Source organism: Kitasatospora sp. NPDC085464, assembly GCF_044541955.1.
Lineage (GTDB): Bacteria > Actinomycetota > Actinomycetes > Streptomycetales > Streptomycetaceae > Kitasatospora.
Genome location: NZ_JBITTM010000021.1, coordinates 113,710 through 135,238, shown reverse-complemented (window position 1 = coordinate 135,238; position 21,529 = coordinate 113,710). Strand labels below are relative to the sequence as shown.

Annotated in this window: 21 protein-coding genes; 18 read left to right on the top strand and 3 right to left on the bottom strand. The window is 73.0% G+C overall.

The window, feature by feature from the left end; translation table 11 throughout:
* Positions 1-308 precede the first annotated feature (308 nt).
* The 3 genes from ACIGG8_RS20420 to ACIGG8_RS20410 all read left to right on the top strand — a co-directional run bounded on the left by ACIGG8_RS20420 (position 309) and on the right by ACIGG8_RS20410 (position 4,137).
* Positions 309-2,231, top strand: a complete 1,923-nt coding sequence (locus ACIGG8_RS20420) for an AMP-dependent synthetase/ligase (RefSeq protein ID WP_396549591.1) — start codon at positions 309-311, stop codon at positions 2,229-2,231.
* Between the two features lie 78 nt (positions 2,232-2,309).
* Positions 2,310-3,539, top strand: coding sequence for a radical SAM family heme chaperone HemW (gene hemW, locus ACIGG8_RS20415; RefSeq protein WP_396549590.1), 1,230 nt, complete (start codon positions 2,310-2,312; stop codon positions 3,537-3,539).
* 40 nt (positions 3,540-3,579) lie between these two features.
* Complete coding sequence (locus tag ACIGG8_RS20410; protein WP_396549589.1) at positions 3,580-4,137, top strand: Uma2 family endonuclease; 558 nt, start codon at positions 3,580-3,582, stop codon at positions 4,135-4,137.
* Here ACIGG8_RS20410 and ACIGG8_RS20405 read toward each other — a convergent pair.
* Genes ACIGG8_RS20405 through htpX form a run of 3 tightly spaced genes read right to left on the bottom strand, consistent with a single transcriptional unit; the run spans position 4,128 to position 6,532 of the window.
* The gene (locus tag ACIGG8_RS20405) at positions 4,128-4,961 is read right to left on the bottom strand and encodes a DUF3097 domain-containing protein (RefSeq protein WP_396549588.1); all 834 of its coding nucleotides are present in this window, start codon (positions 4,959-4,961) and stop codon (positions 4,128-4,130) included. The two genes, ACIGG8_RS20410 and ACIGG8_RS20405, sit on opposite strands and share 10 nt — an antisense overlap.
* A 31-nt stretch (positions 4,962-4,992) precedes the next feature.
* Positions 4,993-5,577, bottom strand: a complete 585-nt coding sequence (locus ACIGG8_RS20400; RefSeq protein ID WP_350523896.1) for a hypothetical protein — start codon at positions 5,575-5,577, stop codon at positions 4,993-4,995.
* Positions 5,578-5,611: 34 nt separating this feature from the next.
* Complete coding sequence (gene htpX / locus ACIGG8_RS20395; RefSeq protein WP_350523897.1) at positions 5,612-6,532, bottom strand: zinc metalloprotease HtpX; 921 nt, start codon at positions 6,530-6,532, stop codon at positions 5,612-5,614.
* Positions 6,533-6,834: 302 nt separating this feature from the next.
* Here htpX and hrcA point away from each other — a divergent pair, with 302 nt between their 5' ends.
* The 15 genes from hrcA (at position 6,835) to era (ending at position 21,378) form a co-directional block, all read left to right on the top strand.
* Positions 6,835-7,869, top strand: coding sequence for a heat-inducible transcriptional repressor HrcA (gene hrcA / locus ACIGG8_RS20390; RefSeq protein WP_350523898.1), 1,035 nt, complete (start codon positions 6,835-6,837; stop codon positions 7,867-7,869).
* 72 nt (positions 7,870-7,941) lie between these two features.
* Positions 7,942-9,084 carry a molecular chaperone DnaJ gene (gene dnaJ / locus ACIGG8_RS20385; protein ID WP_350523899.1) on the top strand — a complete coding sequence of 381 codons (1,143 nt, stop codon included), beginning with the start codon at positions 7,942-7,944 and terminating at the stop codon, positions 9,082-9,084.
* A gap of 78 nt (positions 9,085-9,162) precedes the next feature.
* On the top strand, positions 9,163-9,912 hold the full coding sequence (locus ACIGG8_RS20380) for a 16S rRNA (uracil(1498)-N(3))-methyltransferase (RefSeq protein WP_350523900.1): 750 nt from the start codon (positions 9,163-9,165) through the stop codon (positions 9,910-9,912).
* 132 nt (positions 9,913-10,044) lie between these two features.
* Positions 10,045-13,311: a S41 family peptidase gene (locus ACIGG8_RS20375; RefSeq protein ID WP_396549585.1), complete on the top strand. Its 3,267-nt coding sequence runs from the start codon at positions 10,045-10,047 to the stop codon at positions 13,309-13,311.
* Between the two features lie 145 nt (positions 13,312-13,456).
* On the top strand, positions 13,457-14,218 hold the full coding sequence (locus tag ACIGG8_RS20370; RefSeq protein WP_396549584.1) for an RDD family protein: 762 nt from the start codon (positions 13,457-13,459) through the stop codon (positions 14,216-14,218).
* A gap of 52 nt (positions 14,219-14,270) precedes the next feature.
* Positions 14,271-14,624 (top strand): histidine triad nucleotide-binding protein, encoded by a 354-nt coding sequence (locus ACIGG8_RS20365; protein ID WP_350523903.1) that lies wholly within the window; start codon positions 14,271-14,273, stop codon positions 14,622-14,624.
* Between the two features lie 6 nt (positions 14,625-14,630).
* Complete coding sequence (locus tag ACIGG8_RS20360; protein WP_396549582.1) at positions 14,631-15,554, top strand: ribonuclease Z; 924 nt, start codon at positions 14,631-14,633, stop codon at positions 15,552-15,554.
* Positions 15,555-15,964: 410 nt separating this feature from the next.
* Complete coding sequence (locus tag ACIGG8_RS20355) at positions 15,965-16,996, top strand: PhoH family protein (RefSeq protein WP_350523987.1); 1,032 nt, start codon at positions 15,965-15,967, stop codon at positions 16,994-16,996.
* A gap of 14 nt (positions 16,997-17,010) precedes the next feature.
* Positions 17,011-17,505: an rRNA maturation RNase YbeY gene (gene ybeY / locus ACIGG8_RS20350; RefSeq protein WP_189917985.1), complete on the top strand. Its 495-nt coding sequence runs from the start codon at positions 17,011-17,013 to the stop codon at positions 17,503-17,505.
* A 19-nt stretch (positions 17,506-17,524) separates the two neighbouring features.
* Positions 17,525-18,850: a hemolysin family protein gene (locus tag ACIGG8_RS20345; protein ID WP_350523905.1), complete on the top strand. Its 1,326-nt coding sequence runs from the start codon at positions 17,525-17,527 to the stop codon at positions 18,848-18,850.
* A 33-nt stretch (positions 18,851-18,883) separates the two neighbouring features.
* Positions 18,884-19,120, top strand: a complete 237-nt coding sequence (locus tag ACIGG8_RS20340) for a hypothetical protein (RefSeq protein ID WP_350523906.1) — start codon at positions 18,884-18,886, stop codon at positions 19,118-19,120.
* A 26-nt stretch (positions 19,121-19,146) separates the two neighbouring features.
* The gene (locus ACIGG8_RS20335; RefSeq protein ID WP_396549579.1) at positions 19,147-19,692 is read left to right on the top strand and encodes a DUF4383 domain-containing protein; all 546 of its coding nucleotides are present in this window, start codon (positions 19,147-19,149) and stop codon (positions 19,690-19,692) included.
* A 28-nt stretch (positions 19,693-19,720) separates the two neighbouring features.
* Positions 19,721-20,074: a cytidine deaminase gene (locus ACIGG8_RS20330; protein ID WP_350523908.1), complete on the top strand. Its 354-nt coding sequence runs from the start codon at positions 19,721-19,723 to the stop codon at positions 20,072-20,074.
* Positions 20,075-20,224: 150 nt separating this feature from the next.
* Positions 20,225-20,392: a hypothetical protein gene (locus tag ACIGG8_RS20325; protein WP_396549578.1), complete on the top strand. Its 168-nt coding sequence runs from the start codon at positions 20,225-20,227 to the stop codon at positions 20,390-20,392.
* 56 nt (positions 20,393-20,448) lie between these two features.
* Positions 20,449-21,378 (top strand): GTPase Era, encoded by a 930-nt coding sequence (gene era, locus ACIGG8_RS20320; RefSeq protein ID WP_350523910.1) that lies wholly within the window; start codon positions 20,449-20,451, stop codon positions 21,376-21,378.
* The last annotated feature ends 151 nt before the right edge of the window (positions 21,379-21,529 follow it).

Sequence of the window (21,529 nt, the reverse complement as noted above, 5' to 3'; positions counted from 1 at the left end):
GTTCTGTAGCGTCGTACAGGCCATTCGGCGTGCGGGAACCGGGGGTTTGCCGGGCTTTTGCCGAACGGTCCGGCGGGTTCGCTCGTTGGTCACCTCGCCGGGTGCGCCGCTGCGGTGCGGTGCGGTCACCGGGGCTGCGGGGGCGTGCCAGCTGGATCCACCCTCTTACGGAATGACCGGTTTCCCCCTAGGCTGCTGGTTGCCCCCTTGTTACTGACCGGTACCGCTCAGGTTAACCGGGGCCCGGCGACCGCCCCCACGGCCGTCGCGACAATCCCTCAGACGGCCACCCGCCCCCGGAGGTCTCGTTGAGTTCCGCGCAGTCCCTGATCGACTCCGGCAGGCCCGACCTCGTCGCCGGGCGTCCCGCCTCCGTCGCCCACCTGTTCCTGGAGCGGGTCGCCGCGACCCCGAACGGCGAGGCCTACCGCCACCCGGCCCCGGTCGACGAGCACGCCGCGGACGGCGCGCCCGGCGCGGAGCAGTGGCGTTCGCTGACCTGGGCGCAGACCGCGACCCGGGTCAAGGCGGTGGCGGCCGGTCTGATGGCGCTGGGCATCCAGCCGGAGGACCGGGTCGCCCTGGCGTCGTCCACCCGGATCGAGTGGATCATCGCGGACCTCGGCGCCATGTGCGCGGGCGCCGCGATCACGACGGTCTACCCGAGCACCAACGCGGACGAGACCGCGTTCATCCTGTCCGACTCGGGCTCGCGCGCGCTGTTCGCGGAGAACGCCGCCCAGCTGGCGAAGGCCGTCGCGCAGCTCGACCAGCTGCCCGAGCTGCGCACCGTCATCCTGTTCGACGCCCCGGAGGGGGCCCCGGAGGCGGCCGGCCTCGACGTGATCACCCTGGCGGAGCTGGAACGGCGCGGCGCCGAGCACCTGGAGCGGCAGCCGGACGCGGTGGAGAAGGCCGTCGCCGGGCTCGACAAGGAGCAGCTGGCGACCCTGATCTACACCTCGGGCACCACGGGCCGCCCCAAGGGCGTGCGGCTGGTGCACGACTGCTGGGCGTACGAGGGCCGGGCGCAGGAGGCCAGCGGGCTGCTGCGGGCCGACGACGTCCAGTTCATGTGGCTGCCGCTGTCGCACGTGTTCGGCAAGACGCTGATCTCCGGGCAGATCGCCACCGGGCACGTGATGGCGGTGGACGGCCGGGTGGACCGGATCATCCACAACCTGCCGGTGATCCGGCCGACCGTGATGGCGTCGGCGCCGCGGATCTTCGAGAAGGTCTACAACGGCATCGCGGGCAAGGCCCGGGCCGAGGGCGGCGCCAAGTACAAGATCTTCATGTGGGCGGCCAAGGTCGCCCGCGAGCACGCCCGGGCGGTCCAGGAGAGCCGGATCGCCACCGGTGCCGGCACGGCCCCGCTGGGCCTGCGGGTGCAGCACGCGCTGGCGGACAAGCTGGTGTACGCGAAGATCCGGGCGGCGTTCGGCGGGCGGCTGCGCGGCGCGGTCTCCGGCAGTGCCGCGCTGGCCCCGGAGATCGGCTACTTCTTCCTGGGCGCCGGGGTGCCGATCCTGGAGGGCTACGGCCTGAGCGAGACCAGCGCCGGTTCCTGCGTCAACCGCGAGGAGGACGTGCGGATCGGCACGGTGGGCCGCCCGCTGCCCGGCACCGAGGTGCGGATCGCCGAGGACGGCGAGATCCTGCTGCGCGGCCCGGGCATCATGCGCGGCTACCACAACCTGCCGGAGAAGACCGCGGAGGTGCTGGAGGCGGACGGCTGGTTCCACACCGAGGACATCGGCGAGCTCAGCCCGGACGGCTTCCTGCGGATCACCGACCGCAAGAAGGACCTGTTCAAGACGTCGGGCGGCAAGTACGTGGCGCCCAGCGAGGTCGAGGGCAAGTTCAAGGCGGTCTGCCCGTTCGTCAGCAACATCCTGGTGATCGGCAACGGCCGCAACTTCTGCACCGCGCTGATCGGCCTGGACGAGGCGGTCCTCATGCCGTGGGCGGCGGAGCACGGCCTGGCCGGCAAGTCGTACGCCGAGCTGGCGGTCGAACCGGCCGTGCACGAGCTGATCGAGGGCTTCGTGAAGCGGCTCAACGGCGGGCTGCAGCGCTGGCAGACGATCAAGAAGTTCCACCTGCTGCCGCGCGACCTGGACGTGGAGCACGGCGAGCTCACCCCGAGCCTGAAGATCAAGCGCCCGGTGGTGGAGCGGACCTACGCGGACGCGGTCACCGCGATGTACGCGGGCGCCAACGAGGCCTGACCCGGCCGCTCCCGTACGGTCCGCGCGGGTGTCGCGGGCCGTACGGGAGCTTCGCCGGCCGTACGGGACAATGGGGGCATGCCCTCCGCACTCCCCGACGGCGAACCGGTGCCGTCCGACGGTTCCCTGCCCGCGCCCGCCCTGGACGGGCTCGGCAGCCGGCCGTTCGGCTTCTACCTGCACGTGCCGTACTGCGCCAGCCGCTGCGGCTACTGCGACTTCAACACCTACACCGCCACCGAGCTGCGCTCCTCCGGGGCGGTCGCCTCGCAGGAGACGTACGCGGACAACGTGGTCGCCGAGATCCGGCTGGCCCGGCGGGTGCTGGGGGACGCGCAGCTGCCGGTGCGCACCGTCTTCCTCGGCGGCGGCACCCCCACCCTGCTGCCCGCCCGCGACCTGGTGAAGATGCTCGCCGCGATCCGCGAGGAGTTCGGGCTCGCCGACGACGCCGAGGTCACCACCGAGGCCAACCCGGAGTCCGTCGGCCCGGCGTACCTGGCGGAGCTGCGCGAGGGCGGCTACAACCGGATCTCCTTCGGCATGCAGAGCGCCCGACCGCACGTGCTGCAGCTGCTCGACCGCCACCACACCCCGGGCCGCCCGGAGGCCTGCGTGGCCGAGGCCCGCGCGGCCGGGTTCGAGCACGTCAACCTCGACCTGATCTACGGCACCCCGGGCGAGTCCGACGACGACTGGCGGGCCTCGCTGGACGCCGCCATCGGCGCCGGGCCCGACCACGTCTCGGCGTACTCCCTGATCGTCGAGGAGGGCACCCGGCTCGCCGCCCGGGTCAAGCGCGGCGAACTGCCGATGATCGACGACGACGTGCACGCCGACCGCTACCTGATCGCCGAGGAGGCGCTCGCCTCCGCCGGGTACCACTGGTACGAGGTCTCCAACTGGGCCACCACCCCCGAGGGCCGCTGCCGCCACAACGAGCTCTACTGGACGGGCGCCGACTGGTGGGGCGCCGGCCCCGGCGCCCACAGCCACGTCGGCGGCGTCCGCTGGTGGAACGCCAAGCACCCCGCCGCCTACGCGCAGGCCCTGGCCGAGGGCCGCACCCCGGCGCTCGGCCGCGAGGTCCTGGCGGACGAGGACCGCCGCGTCGAGCGCATCCTGCTGGAGCTGCGCCTGGTCGACGGCGTCGCCCTGGACCTGCTCACCGACACCGGCCGCCAGGCCGCCGACCGGGCCCTCGCGGACGGCCTCCTCGCCGCCGGGCCGTACGCGGACGGCCGCGCCGCCCTCACCCTGCAGGGCAGACTGCTGGCGGACGCCGTCGTGCGTGACCTGGTGGACTGAATGTCGTTAACGTGGTGTCAGCCGTCGGAGGGAGCGCGCAGTGACCGCCATCGATGACCGGGTGACGGGGATCTTCGAGAACCTGGAGGTCCCCGAAGGCTTCAAGGCCGAGCTCATCAGGGGGGAAATCGTGATGATGGCCGGGCCGGATCTGGTCCACAACATCATTGTCGAGGCCATTCGCGACCAACTTCCCCGGGCTCGGTGGCACCGCCTGACCACGCAGGACATCGATCTTCCCGGGCTGACGAGCGAGCCCCAGCCGGATCTCGTCGTGTTCGAGCGGGAGGCCTTCGAGGGCCCCGGTCGTCTGGTCCCCGCGCCCGTGCTCACGCTGGTGGTCGAGGTCGTGTCCAGGACCAGTGTCCTGCGCGACTACCGGACCAAGCGGGAGCTGTACGCCGAGGGCACGATTCCCGTGTACCTGGTCATCGATCCGATCAAGGCCGTCTGCGTGCGCCTGACCGAGCCGACCAGGGCGAGCGTCTCCGGGCTTCCGGACTACACGGTGGAGCGGACGACCAAGTTCGGCGAGCCGATTCCGCTGGACCTGCTCGGCGTCACGCTCGACACCTCGGAGTTCCAGACCTACCCCTGACCCGGCACGGTCACGAAGTCGATCAGTTCCTCCACCCGGCCCAGCAGTTCGGGCTCCAGGTCCTTGTAGCTGTCCACCTTCGACAGGATGTGCTTCCACGCCGCCGGGGTGTCGACGGGCCAGCCGAGACGGCGGCAGGTGCCCTCCTTCCAGTCCTCGCCGCGGGGCACGGCGGGCCAGGCGGGGATGCCCACGGAGGTGGGCTTCACGGCCTGCCAGACGTCGATGTAGGGGTGGCCGACGACCAGGACGGACTCGCCGGTGACCCGGGCGGCGATGCGGTGCTCCTTCGTCCCCGGGAGCAGGTGGTCGACCAGCACGCCGAGGCGGCGGCCGGGGCCCGGGGCGAAGTCGGCGACGATCGCCGGCAGGTCGTCGATGCCGCGCAGGTACTCCACCACGACGCCCTCGATCCGCAGGTCGTCGCCCCAGACCCGCTCGACCAGCTCGGCGTCGTGCCGGCCCTCGACGTAGATCCGCGACTCGCGGGCGACCCGGGCGCGCGCGCCGGGGACGGCGACGGAGCCGGAGGCGGTGCGGCCGGGCGTGCGGGGCGCCGCCGGGGCGGTGGGGCGGACCAGGGTGACGGCCCTGCCCTCCAGCAGGAAGCCGCGCGGGACCAGCGGGAACACCCGGCGCTTGCCGAAACGGTCCTCCAGGGTGACGGTGAACCCCTCGGCGGTCTTCTCGCAGCGCACCACCGCCCCGCAGAAGCCGGTCGCCGCCTCCTCGACCACGAGGTCCGGCTCGGCGGGCACCTCCGGGGCGGGGGTCTGCTTCTTCCACGGCGGGGTCAGGTCGGGTCCGTACTGGCGGCTGCGCATACGGGTGATCATAGGGAGGCCGGACGGGCCGTCAGAGGCCCGGCGCGCCCCAGACGGGGAACCAGCGGCTGAGGTCCTTCTCCAGCCGCAGGTCGTTCCCCAGCATCGCGTTGACCTGCAGCTCCAGCGGGCTGTTGCGCTTCTCCCCGCCGCCGGGCATCGGCGCGAACGGGTAGAAGGTGCCGCGCTTGTAGAGGTAGACCAGGGCCAGGGACTGCCCCTGCGGGTTGCGGAAGCCCACCAGCGAGCAGAGCAGCTGCGGCCCGAAGCCGTTCGCCTCCAGCTCGCTGTTGACCGCGTGCAGGTCGTTCACCAGCTCCGGCAGCTCCTGCGGGGAGTGCCGGGCCAGCAGCCAGGAGTAGCCGTAGTCGTCCTTGGAGGCCTCCACCGGCACGCCGCCGCGCTCGGTGTCCGCGTCCAGCAGCGCCCGTACCTGCTGCTCGACCTGCACGAAGGCCGCGCCCTCGACCGCCGCGAAGCAGACCGAGCCGAGCCCGGTGGGGGTGAACCCGGCGCCGGCCTCCAGGGTCAGCGCCGCGGACGGCACGCCGAACAGCTGGTCCAGGTCGGGCTTGACGGGCTTGGTGCGGCCGAACAGGGCGTCCAGGATTCCCACGGCGGTCCTCTCGTGTCGAACGGCGGGCGCGGGCTCAGCGGCCCAGCTGCTCGGTGATCTTCGCCAGCTGCGCCAGCCGCTTCTCCAGCGACGGGTGGGTGGAGAACAGCTGCGAGGCGGCCTCCCGCGCGCTCAGCGCGGGGGCGAAGTAGAAGGCGTTGTACGGCTGCGCCTGGCGCAGGTCCTTGCTGGGGATGGCCGCGATCTGCCCCGTCACCTTGGTCAGGGCCGAGGCGAGCGCGCTGGGCCGGCCGGTGAGCTGCGCGGCGGCGCGGTCGGCCGCCAGCTCGCGGTAGCGGGACAGCAGCCGGGTGAGCAGGAAGCTGATCGCGTAGACGAGCATCGAGACCAGCGGGATGATCAGGGCCACGATGGCCGCGTTCTGGTCGTTGTTGTTGCGCCCGCCGCCCATGAACCCGCCGTACACGGCGATCCGGGTCATCGCGCCGGCGAGCACGCCGAGGAAGCCGGCGATCGTCATCACCGCGACGTCCCGGTGGGCGACGTGCGACAGCTCGTGCGCGAGGACGCCCTCCAGCTCCTCCGGCTCCAGCCGGCGCAGCAGGCCGGTGGTCACGCAGACCACCGCGTTCTGCGGGTTGCGGCCGGTGGCGAAGGCGTTGGGCATGTCGTTGTCGGCGACCGCCACGCGCGGTTTGGGCATGTCGGCCAGGGCGCAGAGCCGGTCGATCGTGCCGTGCAGTTGGGGGAACTCCTCCGGGGTCACCTGGTGGGCGCCCATGGCCCGTTCGGTGATCTTGTCGCTGAACCAGAACTGGGCCACGAACAGCCCGCCGGAGATCAGGACGATCAGCGGCCAGGCGCCGCGCAGCAGCGCGATCAGCAGGCCGGTGAAACCGACGTACAGCAGCCCGATCACGAACATCGTCGCGACCATGCGGCCGGTCAGGCCGCGGTCGGGCGCGAAACGGGTGTGCTGGCCCGAGCTCGACATCGCTTGCTCCTCCATTCGCCGTCGCTTCCGATGCTCCCACCCGGACGGCCCCGGGGCACCACCCGCGCGCCGGTGACCCGTGAACGGGCGGGGCCCCGCGGGCCGTACCCGGAACTGCGGGCAGGATCACGCCGGTCAAGCCGTTCCTGCCGTAGGACCCGGGCCTTACACTGGCAGGTACGGTTTTGGCACTCGTGTGTTCAGAGTGCCAAGGCCGGGGCCTCCCGGAGCGGCCCGCTGCAGCACACAGGGACACACAGGGACACAGACGGACAACGTGCGAAGACGGAGGTGCGTGCCCCATGGCCGGTGAGGTCCGCCAGCTGGACGAACGCAAGCTCGCCGTGCTCCGCGCGATCGTGCAGGACTACGTGGGCACCGAGGAGCCGGTCGGCTCCAAGGCCCTGGTGGAGCGGCACAACCTCGGGGTCTCGCCGGCGACCGTCCGCAACGACATGGCGGCGCTGGAGGAGGAGGGCTACATCCACCAGCCGCACACCAGCGCCGGCCGCATCCCGACCGACAAGGGGTACCGCCTCTTCGTCGACAAGCTCGCCGAGATCAAGCCGATGAGCGCCCCCGAGCGCCGGGCGATCCGGCACTTCCTGGACGGCGCGGTCGACCTGGACGACGTGGTCGCGCGCACCGTGCGGCTGCTCGCCCAGCTGACCCGGCAGGTCGCGGTGGTGCAGTACCCGTCGCTGACGCGCTCGACCGTCCGGCACATCGAGCTGGTGGCGCTGGCCCCGGCCAAGGTGATGCTGGTGCTGATCACCAACACCGGCCGGGTCGAGCAGCGGATGGTCGACTGCCCGGGCACGGTCGGCGAGACCGTCCTGGCGGACCTGCGGACGGCGCTCAACACCGGAGCCGCCGGCCGCCGCCTCCCGGAGGTCCCGGGCGTGCTGGAGGAGCTCCCGGCGATGTTCGAGCCGGCCGACCGGCCGACCGTCAGCACGGTCCTGGCGACCCTGTTCGAGACGCTCGCGGAACAGAACGAGGAGCGGATCATGCTGGCCGGCACGGCCAACCTGACCCGCTTCGGCCACGACTTCCCCCTCACCATCCAGCCGGTGCTGGAGGCCCTGGAGGAGCAGGTCATCCTGCTCCGCCTCCTGGGTGAGACCAACGATGCCGCGATGACGGTCCGGATCGGGCGGGAGAACGCCTACGAAGGGCTGAATTCCACCTCGGTCGTGTCCGTCGGTTACGGTTCGGGCGACGAGAGCGTGGCCAAACTGGGTGTGATCGGTCCGACCCGGATGGACTACCCAGGCACAATGGGGGCGGTGCGGGCGGTAGCGCGGTACGTGGGTCAGATCCTGGCCGAGTCGTAGCAAACGTCGCCGTTGGACGACCAACGGCGTCCAGTCGCAGCACTACTACAGGCGGAACAAGCGGAGCATTTGGTGGCCACGGACTACTACGCGGTACTCGGCGTCCGACGGGATGCGGGGCAGGACGAGATCAAGAAGGCGTTCCGGCGCCTGGCACGCGAACTGCACCCGGACGTCAACCCGGACCCGAAGACGCAGGAGCGGTTCAAGGAGATCAACGCCGCCTACGAGGTGCTCTCCGACCCGCAGAAGCGCCAGGTCTACGACCTCGGCGGCGACCCGCTGTCCCCGGGCGGCGGTGGCGGCGCGGGCGGCTTCGGCGCCGGCGCGGCGGGCTTCGGCTTCTCCGACATCATGGACGCCTTCTTCGGCGCCGCGGCCGGCCAGCGCGGCCCGCGCTCGCGCACCCGCCGCGGCCAGGACGCCATGATCCGGCTGGAGATCACCCTGGAGGAGGCCGCCTTCGGCACCACCAAGGAACTCCAGGTCGACACCGCCGTCACCTGCACCACCTGCAGCGGCGAGGGCGCGGCCCCCGGCACCACCGCGCAGACCTGTGACATGTGTCGCGGCAAGGGCGAGGTCTCCCAGGTCACCCGGTCCTTCCTGGGCCAGGTCATGACCTCCCGCCCCTGTCCGCAGTGCCAGGGCTTCGGCACCGTCGTGCCGACCCCGTGCCCGGAGTGCGCCGGCGACGGCCGGGTCCGCGCCCGCCGCACGCTGACCGTCAAGATCCCGGCCGGTGTCGACAACGGCACCCGGATCCAGCTGGCCGGCGAGGGCGAGGTCGGCCCCGGCGGCGGCCCGGCCGGCGACCTCTACGTCGAGATCGCCGAGACCACCCACGCCATCTTCCAGCGGCGCGGGGACGACCTGCACTGCACCGTCACCATCCCGATGACGGCGGCCTCGCTCGGCACCCAGGTGCCGCTGCAGACCCTGGACGGCCTGGAGGAGGTCGACATCCGGCCCGGCACCCAGTCCGGCCAGTCGATCCCGCTGCACGGCCGCGGCATCACCCACCTGCGCGGGGGCGGCCGGGGCGACCTGATAGTGCACGTCGAGGTGAAGACGCCCACCAAGCTCGACGCCGAGCAGGAGGAACTGCTGCGCCGCCTCGCGGTGCTGCGCGGCGAGGAGCGGCCGTCCGGCCAGTTCGCGCCGGGCCAGCAGGGCCTGTTCTCCCGCCTGAAGGACGCCTTCAACGGCCGGTAGCCGTCCGCGGAGGGGTGCCGGGGACCACCCGGCACCCCTTTCGCGTGCCCGATCCACCCCCTCCCGGAGGTTCCCCGCATGACCGCGCCCGTCTTCGTCGTCGAGACCGAGCGGATCGCCACCGCCGCGCCCGGCACCCTGGTGCGCCTGGACGGCCCCGAGGGCCGGCACGCGGCCGCCGTGAAGCGGCTGACGGCCGGCGAGGCGGTGACCCTCGCCGACGGGCTGGGACTCGGCGTGGACGGGACGGTCGCCGAGGTGCTCGGCAAGGACGCGATCGACGTGGCCGTCACCGCGGTGCGCCGCGAGCCGGAGCCCGCGCCGCGGATCGTCGTCGTCCAGGCGCTGCCCAAGGGTGACCGCGGCGAGCTGGCCGTCGAGACCATGACCGAGGTCGGCGTGGACGCGGTGATCCCGTGGGCGGCCTCGCGCTGCATCACCCAGTGGAAGGGCGAGCGCGGCGCCAAGGCGCTCGCCAAGTGGCGGGCCACCGCCCGCGAGGCGGGCAAGCAGTCCCGCCGGCTGCGCTTCCCCGAGGTGCACGACCCGATGACCACCAGGCAGCTGGCTCCCGTCCTGGCGCGGGCCGCGTTCGCCGCCGTGCTGCACGAGGAGGGCGCCGAGCCGCTGGCGCACGCCGCGCTGCCCGGCAGCGGCGACCTCGTGCTCGTCGTCGGCCCGGAGGGCGGGGTCTCCCCGGAGGAGCTGGCCGCGTTCGCCGAGGCGGGCGCCCGGCCGTACCGGCTGGGGCCCTCGGTGCTGCGCACCTCCACCGCCGGGGTGGCCGCCGGCGCGCTGCTGCTCGGGCGCACCGGCCGCTGGGCCTGAGGCCCGTCCGGCCCCGTGCCCGGTCGGGGCCCGTACTACGACTCCGCGGCGGCGTCCAGCGGGCTCGCCCGACCGGCCCGACTCTGCCGAAAAGCCCGGCGGCTCGTACGCGCACGTGCCTACGCTGGCCGCGTGACGGACTCCCTGAGCACCCCCGCGGGCGCCTACCTGCGCCACCCCCACCTGCACGGCGACCTGGTCACCTTCGTCGCCGAGAACGACCTGTGGCTCGCCCCGCTGGAGGGCGGCCGGGCCTGGCGGCTGACGGCCGACCACCTGCCGGTCCACGACCCCCGGTTCTCCCCGGACGGGCGGCACATCGCCTTCACCTCCGCCCGGGACGGCGCGCCCGAGGTGCACGTGGTGCCGGTGGACGGCGGCCCGTCGCGCCGGCTCACCCACTGGGGCAGCGGCCAGACCCGGGTGCAGGGCTGGACGGCCGACGGCCGCCCGATCGCCACCACCACCGCCGGCCAGGCCACCCTGCGCCGTACCTGGGCGCACGCCGTGCCGCTGGACGGCGGCGAGCCCGCCCGGCTGCCGTACGGGCCGATCGGCGGGATCGCCTTCGAACCGGGCGGCGACCGGGTGCTGCTGGCGAGCGCGGCGATCCGCGAACCGGCCTGGTGGAAGCGCTACCGGGGCGGGCGGGCCGGCAAGCTGTGGATCGGCCGGGACGAGTTCGTCCGCGTCCACGAGGAGGTGGACGGCCAGCTGTCCTCGCCGCTGTGGGTCGCTGGGCCCCTCCTGCCCGATGGCGGGCAAGGAGGGAGGATCGCGTTCCTCTCCGACCACGAGGGCGTCGGCGAGCTGTGGTCCAGCCTCCCGGACGGCTCCGACCTGCGCCGCCACACCGCCGACCCGGACGGCTTCTACGCCCGCAACGCCGCCACCGACGGCACCCGGGTGGTGTTCCACCGGGCCGGCGACGTCTGGCTGCTGGACGACCTGGAGGGCGCCGAGCCGCGCCGCCTGGAGGTCCGGCTGGCCGGCCCGCGCACCGGCCTGCGCCCCCGGCCGGTGCCCGCTGCGCACTGGCTGGAGTCCGTCGCCCCCGACCGCACCGGCCGGGCCAGCGCCGTCGTGGTGCGCGGCAGCGTGCACTGGCTGACCCACCGGGAGGGCCCGGCCCGGGTGCTGGACGAGACGCCGGGGGTGCGCGGGCGGCTGGTCCGGGTGGTGCCCGGCGAGGACGGCGCGCAGGGCGTGCTGTGGGTGTCCGACGCCGAGGGCGAGGACGCCCTGGAGTTCGCGCCCGCCGTGCACGGCGCCGAGCGCCGCCGGCTGGCCGCCGGACAGCTCGGCCGGGTCAACTCGCTGGCCGTCTCCCCGGACGGCAAGCAGGCCGCGCTCGGCGTGCACGACGGCCGGGTGCTGCTGGTGGCGCTCGCCGACGGCACCGTGCACGAGCTGGACCGCAGCACCGACGGCGAGGTCGGCGGGCTGGTCTTCAGCCCGGACTCCGCCTGGCTGGCCTGGTCGCGGCCGGTGCCGGGGCTGGGGCCGTTCTCGCTGCGCCAGATCGTGCTGGCCAACCTGGCCACCCGCACCGTCAGCGAGGCCACCCAGCAGCGCTTCATCGACACCTCGCCGGCCTTCACCGCGGACGGCCGGTACCTGGCGTTCCTGTCGGTGCGCAACTTCGACCCGGTCTACGACTCGCACGTCTTCGACCTGTCGTTCCCCAACGGCTGCCGCCCGTACCTGATCACCCTGGCCGCCGACACGCCGTCCCCGTTCGGGCCGCAGCGGGCCGGGCGCCCGCTCGGCGGGGAGGAGGACGAGCCCCGGGCCAAGAAGGCGGACGGCGAGGAGGGCGGCACCGACTCGGCGCCGGTGACCCGGGTGGACCTGGACGGCATCGCCGACCGGATCGTCCCCTTCCCGGTCGAGGGCGGCCTGTTCGGCACCCTGCGGGCCGCCAAGGACGGCGTGCTGTGGACGAGGGTCCCGCTGCTCGGCGAACTCGGCGACGAGGCAGCCTCGTTGGAGGACGAACGGCCGCGGCCGGTGCTGGAGCGCTTCGACCTGAAGAAGCGCCGGGTCGAGCAACTGGTGCACGACGTCGACGGCTTCGCGGTCAGCGGGGACGGCAGCCGGGTCGCCGTGCTCGACGAGGGCGAGCTGCGGATCGTGCCGGCCGACCACAAGGCGGCCGGCGAGGACGACGAGACCGCCGTGGACCTCGCCCGGCTGCGCGTCACCGTCGACCCGGCGGCCGAGTGGCGGCAGATGTTCGCCGAGAACGGCCGGCTGATGCGGGACAACTTCTGGCGCCCCGACCTCGCCGGCGTGGACTGGGCCGGCGTGCTGGAGCGCTACCGGCCGCTGGTGGAGCGGGTCGGCTCGCACGACGACCTGGTCGACCTGCTCTGGGAGGTGCACGGCGAACTCGGCACCTCGCACGCCTACGTGGTGCCCTACGGTTCGCACACCGAGCCCGCCCGCCGCCAGGGCCTGCTCGGCGCGGACCTCGTGAAGGACGGCGAGCAGTGGCGGATCGCCCGGATCCTGCCCGGCGAGTCCTCCGACCCGCGGGCCCGCTCGCCGCTGGCCGCGCCCGGCGCGGCGATCCGCCCGGGCGACGCGGTCCTGGCGGTCAACGGCCGCCCGGTGGACCCGGTCACCGGCCCCGCCCCGCTGCTGGCCGGCACCGCCGGGCAGCCGGTGGAGCTGACTGTGGCCGGCAAGGACGGCACCGACCGGCGCCACCCGGTGGTCGTCCCGCTCGCCGACGACGAGGCGCTGCGCTACCACGACTGGGTGGCCGGCCGACGGGCCGCCGTGCGCGAACTGTCCGACGGCCGGCTCGGCTACCTGCACGTCCCCGACATGCAGACCACCGGCTGGGCCCAGATCCACCGCGACCTGCGCTCGGAGATGGCCAGGGAGGGCGTGATCGTCGACATCCGGGAGAACCGCGGCGGCCACACCTCGCAGCTGGTGATCGAGAAGCTCGCCCGCCGGATCGTCGGCTGGAACGTCAGCCGGGACACCGACAGCCCGGTGCCGTACCCGGGCGACGCCCCGCGCGGGCCGGTCGTCGCGCTCGCCGACCAGGACTCCGGCTCGGACGGCGACATCGTCAACGCCGCCATCCAGGCGCTCGGGATCGGCCCGGTGGTCGGCACCCGCACCTGGGGCGGGGTGATCGGCATCGACAGCCGCTACCGGCTCGTCGACGGCACCCTGGTCACCCAGCCCAAGTACGCGTTCTGGCTGGAGAACTACGGCTGGGGCGTGGAGAACCACGGCGTCGACCCGGACGTCGAGGTGCCGATCGCCCCGCACCACTGGGCGGCCGGCGAGGACCCGCAGCTCGCCGAGGGCGTCCGGATCGCCCTGGCCGCGCTCGCCGGGAGCCCGGCCCGCACGGCGCCGCCGCTGCCCTGGCGGTAGCACCGGCGCGGCCCTCCGGTCCGGGCGCGGGCGCGCTTTCGGTGGGCGCGGCCGGAGCGGGAAGTCGCAAGAGCCGACTTCCCGCTCCGGGGCGTGGGTAGGATGCGGGGCTGTTTCTTGATCCACAGCTTTCGGGGGAACCACCATGGCGCAGGGCTACCCGCCGCCGCAGTACGACCAGAACCCTTACGGACCGCCGCAGCCGCAGCCGTACCCGCCCTACCAGCAGCAACCGCAGCCGTACCCGCCGCAGGGGTACGCACCGCAGGGGCACCCGCAGCCGCCGCAGCAGCCGTACGGGCAGCAGCCACCGGCGCAGCCGTACGGCCAGCAGCCGCAGCAGCAGTACGGCCAGCAGCCACCGGCGCAGCCGTACGGGCAGCCCGATCCCTACCCCAACCCCTACCCGCAGCAGCAGCCGCAGCGGTCGGCGGCGCTGCCGCCGTGCCCCAAGGAGGCGGGCGGCGGCCGGCGCTTCCTGGCGATCGTGCTCGACTTCTTCCTCGCCGTCGGCCTCGGCTTCGTCGCCGCCAACGCCGCGAGCCGCCCGAAGGTCCGGCACGTGGCCGGCCACGCCGTCCAGAGCGGCGGCCCGGCCGTGCCCTACTTCGTGGCGCTGCTCGTCGTCGGCCTCGGCGTGTCCTTCCTCAACCAGGTGGTGCTCGCCCGGCTCACCGGCTTCAGCGTCGGCAAGGCGGTCCTGGCGATGCGGCTGGTGCGCACCAAGCGCGTGATGCGGCCCAACACCTGGCGGCTCACCAGGCGCTGGCTGCTCGGCTTCGTCTTCCTCGCGGTGGCGCTCATCTCCGAGGACTTCGACCTGGACGACGGCGACATCGTCGGCATGCGCGCGGTGCGCTGGAAGCACCTGCAGGAGTACCGGCAGGCCGTGGCCGGGCTCGGCTAGGCTGCGCCCGTACGGCCCCACCACCCGACGTACCGATCCCGAGGAGTAGCCGATGGCCGGCGAGCCGCAGCCCGACTGCCTGTTCTGCAAGATCGTGGCGGGCGAGATCCCGGCGACCGTGGTGCGCAAGACCGAGCGCACCCTCGCCTTCCGCGACATCGCCCCCAAGGCCCCCGTGCACGTCCTGGTCATCCCGCACGTCCACTACCCGAACGCCGCCGCGCTGGCCGCCGCCGAGCCGGAGATCGCCGGCGAACTGCTCGCGGAGGCGGGCCGGGTGGCCGAGGACGAGGGCATCACGGACTACCGACTGATCTTCAACACCGGTGCGGGCGCCGGGCAGACCGTCTTCCACGCCCACGTCCACGTGCTCGGCGGCACGCGGATGACCGAGAGCATGGTCTGATCCCAGGTGTCCCAGCGCGAACTCGTCGTCCTCGGCACCGCCAGCCAGGTGCCCACCCGGCACCGCAACCACAACGGCTACCTGCTGCGCTGGGACGGCGAGGGGCTGCTGTTCGACCCCGGCGAGGGCACCCAGCGCCAGATGCTGCACGCCGGGGTCACGGCCACCCAGATCACCCGGATCGCCGTCACCCACTTCCACGGTGACCACTGCCTGGGCCTCGCGGGGGTGATCCAGCGGATCAACCTGGACCGCGTCCCGCACCCGGTGGACGTCTACTTCCCGGCGTCCGGCGAGGTCTACTTCGAGCGGCTGCGGCACGCCACCGCGTACCACGAGACCGCGGTGCTGCGGCCCCGGCCGATCGACGAGCCGGGCCCGCTGCCCGCGCCCGGCGCCCGCTTCGCGCTGGACGCCGTGCGGCTGGACCACCCGGTGGAGTCCTTCGGGTACCGGCTGTCCGAGCCGGACGGCCGCCGCCTGGTGCCCGAACGGCTCGCCGCCCTGGGCGTCCACGGTCCGGCGGTGGGCCGGCTGCAGCACGAGGGCGCGGTCGAGGTGGACGGCCGGCTGGTGACCCTGGACGAGGTCAGCGAGCCCCGGCCGGGCCAGAAGTTCGCCTTCGTGATGGACACCCGGCTCTGCGAGGGCGTGCACGCCCTCGCTGAGGGCACCGACCTGCTGGTCGTGGAGGCCACCTTCAGCGACGCCGACGCCCGCCTCGCCGAGGAGCACGGCCACCTCACCGCCGGGCAGGCCGCCAAGGTCGCCGCCGAGGCCGGCGCGCGCACCCTGGTGCTGACCCACTTCTCCCAGCGCTACCCGGACCTCGGCCAGCACCTGGCCGACGCCCGCAAGCACTTCGACGGGGAGCTGGTGCTGGCCGCCGACCTCGCCCGGGTGCCCGTCCCCGCCCGCCGTCAGCCGTGAACCCGCCCGCGCCGGCCGTGGACCCCGCCGCCGGCGGTGAACCCTCCGGTGCCCCTCCTGCGCCCTCCGGCGCCGGTCGTGGACCCTCCGGCGCCGGCAGGGAAGGCGCCCGCGCCGGTCGCGGACGGGCCCGCGCCGGGCAGCCGCAGAAAAAGGGCTCGCGCCGTCCCGCGAACTGCCGCAGCATCGACGGGTGCGGCCCCGCCGCCCGCCGCAGCGATCACGCCCGCGGCGTACCCTGGTGCCCCGGAGACACCGAGCGGCACACGACACCACGGATGGGATGAGGCAGGCCCCAGCGCCGACCTATGAGTGACACATCGCAGACCCGTACCAACGGACAGTCGCGCCCCGAACCGGCCGACGACGGCCGTGTCAGCGCCCGGATCGTCATCCCCGAGAAGCACCCGATGGTCACCCTGCTCGGCACGGCGGACTCGCTGCTGCGCGTGATCGAGCACGGCTTCCCCGCCGCCGACATCCACGTCCGCGGGAACGAGGTGACCGCCACCGGGGAACGCGCCGAGGTGGCCCTCGTCCAGAAGCTCTTCAACGAGATGATGCTGGTGCTGCGCACCGGCCAGCCCCTGACGGAGGACTCCGTGGAGCGCTCCATCGCCATGCTCCGCGGCCAGGAGCAGGACCCGGACAGCCCGGCGCCGTCCCAGGTGTTCACCGCGAACATCCTGTCCAACCGCGGTCGTACGATCCGCCCCAAGACCCTCAACCAGCAGCGCTACGTCGAGGCGATCGACAGGCACACGATCGTCTTCGGCCTCGGCCCGGCTGGCACCGGCAAGACCTACCTGGCGATGGCCAAGGCCGTGCAGGCCCTGCAGGCCAAGGAGGTCAACCGGATCATCCTGACCCGCCCGGCGGTCGAGGCGGGGGAGCGGCTGGGCTTCCTGCCCGGCACCCTCTACGAGAAGATCGACCCGTACCTGCGCCCGCTGTACGACGCGCTGCACGACATGATGGACCCGGACTCCATCCCGCGCCTGATGGCGGCCGGCACCATCGAGGTCGCGCCGCTGGCGTACATGCGAGGCCGCACCCTCAACGACGCCTTCATCATCCTCGACGAGGCCCAGAACACCTCGCCCGAGCAGATGAAGATGTTCCTCACCCGCCTCGGGTTCAACTCCCGGGTGGTCGTCACCGGCGACACCAGCCAGATCGACCTCCCGGGCGGCACCAGGAGCGGGCTCAAGGTCGTCCAGGAGATCCTGGCCGACGTGCCCGACATCCACTTCTCCGTCCTCACCAGCACCGACGTGGTCCGCCACAAGCTGGTCGGCCGGATCGTGGACGCCTACGAGCGCTGGGACGCCCGCCAGGAGGCCGAGGAGAGCGGTACCGCTCCCCGCAAGCCCGCCCAGCGGCGCCCGGGCAAGGCCACGGCGCCCCGAGCACCCCGACAGTCCCATCGCACCGAAAGCTGAGCACACAGCCCGTCATGTCGATCGACATCGCCAACGAGTCCGGTTGGGACGCCGATGAGGAAGCCATCCTCGACGTCGCCCGCTTCGCACTGGACAAGATGCGGATCCACCCGCAGTCCGAACTGTCCGTGATCCTGGTGGACGGTGCGGCGATGGAGGAGCTGCACATCCAGTGGATGGACCTCCCCGGACCCACCGACGTGATGTCCTTCCCGATGGACGAGCTGCGTCCCGGCAAGGAGGGCGAGGAGCTTCCGCAGGGCCTGCTCGGCGACATCGTGCTCTGCCCCGAGGTCGCCGAGCAGCAGGGCAAGGCCGCCCCCTCGAAGCACTCGATGGACGAGGAGCTGCAGCTGCTCACCGTCCACGGCGTGCTGCACGTCCTCGGCTACGACCACGAGGAGCCCGACGAGGAGGAGGAGATGTTCGCCCTCCAGAAGCGCATCCTGGACGACTGGCGGGCGGGCCGCGGCCTCGGCGGCATCTCCCCGGCCCCCACCACCCACTGAGCGCGGAGCCCGAACCCCTGTGAGTGGTGAGAGTACGAGCTTCATCCTGGGTGCCGTGCTGCTCGTCGTGCTCGGCTGGCTGGCCGCGTGCGCCGAGGCGGGCATCTCCCGGGTCTCCCGGTTCCGGGCGGAGGAGGCGGTGCGGGTCGGCCGGCGCGGCTCGGCACGCCTGCTGACCCTCGCCTCCGACCCGATCCGCTACCTCAACCTGGCGACCCTGATCCGGGTCGCCAGCGAGATGGCGGCGGCCGTCCTGGTCACCGTGGTGTGCGTGCGCAACGTCACGCCGACCTGGCAGGCCGTACTGCTGGCGTTCGGCGTGATGGTGCTGGTGTCCTTCGTCGCGATGGGGGTCTCCCCGCGCACGATCGGCCGCCAGCACCCGCTCACCACGGCGACCGCCTCCTCCTTCGTGCTGCTGCCGCTGGCCGCCGTGCTCGGCCCGATCCCGCGGCTGCTGATCCTGCTCGGCAACGCGCTCACCCCGGGCAAGGGCTACCGCGAGGGGCCGTTCGCCTCCGAGGCGGAACTGCGGGCCCTGGTGGACCTCGCCGAGAAGGACGACCTGATCGAGGACGAGGAGCGCCGGATGGTGCACTCGGTCTTCGAACTGGGGGACACCATCGTGCGCGAGGTGATGGTGCCGCGCACCGACCTGGTGATGATCGAGCGGCACAAGACCGTCCGGCAGGCGCTCACCCTGGCGCTGCGTTCGGGTTTCTCGCGGATCCCGGTGGTCGGTGACAACGAGGACGACGTGGTCGGCATCGTCTACCTCAAGGACCTGGTGCGGCGCACCCACATCAACCGGGAGGCCGAGGCCGAGGAGGTCGGCGCGGTGATGCGCCCGGCCGTCTTCGTCCCCGACTCCAAGCCGGCCGGCGACCTGCTGCGCGAGATGCAGCAGCGCCGCTCGCACGTGGCGATCGTGATCGACGAGTACGGCGGCACGGCGGGCCTCGTCACCATCGAGGACATCCTGGAGGAGATCGTCGGCGAGATCACCGACGAGTACGACCGGGAGATCGCGCCGATCGAGGACCTCGGCGACGGCTCGTACCGGATCACCGCCCGCCTGCTGGTGGAGGACCTGGGCGAGCTGTTCGGCATCGAGCTGGAGGACGAGGACGTCGAGACCGTCGGCGGCCTGCTGGCCAAGCACCTCGGCCGGGTGCCGATCCCCGGCTCCGCCTGCGAGATCCCGCTGCCGGACCCGGTCGACGGCGGCCTGACCGGCATCCTGCTGACCGCCGAGTCCTCGGCCGGCCGCCGCAACCGGATCGGCTCGATGGTCGCCTCCCCGGTCCGCGCCACCGACGAACCCGGGGTACCGGCGGGCGAGTAGCGGCGGGACGGTCGCCGAGCGACCATGGAGGGCATGACGCACAAACTTCGCGCGGAGTACGGCCCGCAGGGGGCGGCCGGCGGAGTCAAGTCCTGGCACGTGGTGCGGGACGAGGACCTGTCGACGGCGCTCTGCGGCCGGACCATGCCCGACGACGCAGAGACGCGGCCCGAGCAGGAGTGGGGCACCGGGTTGCGCTGCTGCCAGCAGTGCGGCTCGCTCTACATGCACGAGACGCCGCACATGCAGGGGACCAACCCCTACAGCTAGGCCGTGGCTGAGCTCTGGAGGTCGCCATGAAGCTGCAAGACGAACTGCCCGTCGACCACAAGCTCGTCACGGTCTGGCGGATCGGGGCGGGGCTCGGGGGGATCTTCCTGATCGTGTTCGGGGCCCTGGGGCTCGCCGACCACCCGGGGTTCCTCGACACCAGGGGTGACCAGATCGCGGGGCTGTCGACCAACGGCGCGCTGGCCGTCCTGTCCATCGTGGCGGGCGCGATCCTGGTGGTCGGGGCGGTGATCGGCGGGAACTTCGCCGCGAACCTGAACATGGTGGTGGGCGTGCTGTTCGTGCTGTCCGGCTTCTACGGCCTGACGGTGCTCGGGCGGCCGGACGCCAACATCCTCAACTTCCGGATGTCGAACGTGCTGTTCGCGTTCATCTTCGGGGTCGTCCTGACGACCTTCGGGATGTACGGACGGGTGAGCAGCCACCTGCCGCACGACAACCCGTACTGGCGTGAGCGCGCCGAGCGCGAGGTGCCGATGCCGTCCGGCCCGAAGACCTTCGTCAAGGTCATGAACCCGAACCCGGGCCGCACCCACCCGGTCGGCCACTGACGCGGGAGCGGTGCCTATGCTCGGCGGCATGAGTGACATCGTCGAGCTCGATCCCGAAGACAAGAAGATCATCACCCTGGCCCGCTCGGCCCGCGCCCGCAACGGCGTCCCCGAGGGGGCCGCGGTGCGTGACGAGACCGGTCGCACCTACGTGGCCGGGACGGTCGCCCTGGAGTCGTTGCGGCTGAGCGCGCTGCAGACGGCGGTGGCGATGGCGGTGGCCAGCGGCGCCAAGTCGCTGGAGGCGGCGGCCGTGGTGAGCGAGGCGGAGCAGCCGGCCGAGGCCGATCTGGCGGCCGTGCGGGACCTGGGCGGGGCCGGGACACCGGTGCTGCTGGCCGGTCCGGACGGCGTGCTGCGGGTGGCGGCCGAGGCGCGCTGAGGGGCCGCAGGGGCCCCGGGGGCGGCCCGGGGGCGGCCCGGGGGAGGCCTCGGGGCGGCCGTTTCCGGGCGGGGTGGCCCGGCGCGGTTGCCCCCATGGGTTCTGCAGATAATCTCACCGGGGGAGTGGACTCGGTGAGGGGGCTGGGGCATGGGGGCGGTGGCGTTCTTCGCCGGGCTGCTGCTGTTCGTGATGGGGCTGGGGAAGTGGCAGGAGACCGGTTCGGCGGCCTGGCTGTTCGGCTCGCTGGGCTTCCTGTTGGTGCTGGTGGTGGTCTCGTTGATCCCGGGGAACGGCAAGGGCGGAAAGAACGGCTGACCCCCCGGGGGTGACCCCGGACGGCGGGGCTCCGTTGATCAGGGAGAATGGAGCCCATGAATGCCCCTTCCTCCTCGTACCGCTCCGGGTTCGCGTGCTTCGTCGGCCGGCCCAACGCGGGCAAGTCGACCCTGACCAACGCCCTGGTGGGGACGAAGGTCGCGATCACCTCCGACCGCCCGCAGACCACCCGGCACACCGTGCGCGGCATCGTGCACCGCCCCGACGCCCAGCTCGTGCTGGTCGACACCCCAGGTCTGCACAAGCCGCGCACCCTGCTCGGCGAGCGCCTCAACGACCTGGTCCGCACGACCTGGGCGGAGGTCGACGTGATCGGTTTCTGCCTGCCCGCCGACCAGAAGATCGGCCCCGGCGACAAGTTCATCGCCAAGGAGATCGCCGGGATCAAGAAGACCCCGAAGGTCGCCATCGTCACCAAGACCGACCTGGTCGACTCCAAGCGCCTGGCCGAGCAGCTGATCGCCATCCACCAGCTCGGCATCGAGCTGGGCTTCGAGTGGGCCGAGATCATCCCGGTCTCCGCGGTCGGCGACAAGCAGGTGGAACTGGTCGCCGACCTCCTCACCAAGCTGCTGCCGGAGGGCGACCAGCTCTACCCGGACGGCGACCTCACCGACGAGCCCGAGCAGATCATGGTCGCCGAGCTGATCCGCGAGGCCGCGCTCGAAGGCGTGCGGGACGAGCTGCCGCACTCGCTGGCCGTCGTGGTCGAGGAGATGCTCCCGCGCGAGGGCCGCCCGGCGGACCGTCCGCTGCTGGACATCCACGCCAACGTCTACATCGAGCGGCAGAGCCAGAAGGCGATCGTGATCGGCGCCAAGGGCTCGCGGCTCAAGCACGTCGGCACGACCGCCCGCAAGCACATCGAGGCGCTGCTCGGCACGCCCGTCTACCTCGACCTGCACGTCAAGGTCGCCAAGGACTGGCAGCGCGACCCGAAGCAGCTGCGCAAGCTCGGCTTCTGACAGGGGAGTTCGAGCCCGCGGGGACGCCCGGGGCCCGGCCGGACGCAACGGCGTCCGGCCGGGCCCCGGGCCGCCCCCGCCGGGGCCGGGGGGCCCAGGGCCCCCGCCCCCCCCCCGGGTGAACCCCCGCGCCCGGGGGTGGGGGCACCCG

Bases quoted from the DNA above. Each gene is read 5' to 3' on its own strand.
- hemW (WP_396549590.1), top strand. From the start codon at position 2,310: ATGCCCTCCGCACTCCCCGACGGCGAACCGGTGCCGTCCGACGGTTCC.
- ACIGG8_RS20405 (WP_396549588.1), bottom strand. From the start codon at position 4,961: ATGCGCAGCCGCCAGTACGGACCCGACCTGACCCCGCCGTGGAAGAAG.
- htpX (WP_350523897.1), bottom strand. From the start codon at position 6,532: ATGTCGAGCTCGGGCCAGCACACCCGTTTCGCGCCCGACCGCGGCCTG.
- hrcA (WP_350523898.1), top strand. From the start codon at position 6,835: ATGGCCGGTGAGGTCCGCCAGCTGGACGAACGCAAGCTCGCCGTGCTC.
- ACIGG8_RS20380 (WP_350523900.1), top strand. From the start codon at position 9,163: ATGACCGCGCCCGTCTTCGTCGTCGAGACCGAGCGGATCGCCACCGCC.
- ACIGG8_RS20370 (WP_396549584.1), top strand. From the start codon at position 13,457: ATGGCGCAGGGCTACCCGCCGCCGCAGTACGACCAGAACCCTTACGGA.
- ACIGG8_RS20365 (WP_350523903.1), top strand. From the start codon at position 14,271: ATGGCCGGCGAGCCGCAGCCCGACTGCCTGTTCTGCAAGATCGTGGCG.
- ACIGG8_RS20355 (WP_350523987.1), top strand. From the start codon at position 15,965: ATGGTCACCCTGCTCGGCACGGCGGACTCGCTGCTGCGCGTGATCGAG.
- ybeY (WP_189917985.1), top strand. From the start codon at position 17,011: ATGTCGATCGACATCGCCAACGAGTCCGGTTGGGACGCCGATGAGGAA.
- ACIGG8_RS20340 (WP_350523906.1), top strand. From the start codon at position 18,884: ATGACGCACAAACTTCGCGCGGAGTACGGCCCGCAGGGGGCGGCCGGC.
- ACIGG8_RS20335 (WP_396549579.1), top strand. From the start codon at position 19,147: ATGAAGCTGCAAGACGAACTGCCCGTCGACCACAAGCTCGTCACGGTC.
- ACIGG8_RS20330 (WP_350523908.1), top strand. From the start codon at position 19,721: ATGAGTGACATCGTCGAGCTCGATCCCGAAGACAAGAAGATCATCACC.
- ACIGG8_RS20325 (WP_396549578.1), top strand. From the start codon at position 20,225: ATGGGGGCGGTGGCGTTCTTCGCCGGGCTGCTGCTGTTCGTGATGGGG.
- era (WP_350523910.1), top strand. From the start codon at position 20,449: ATGAATGCCCCTTCCTCCTCGTACCGCTCCGGGTTCGCGTGCTTCGTC.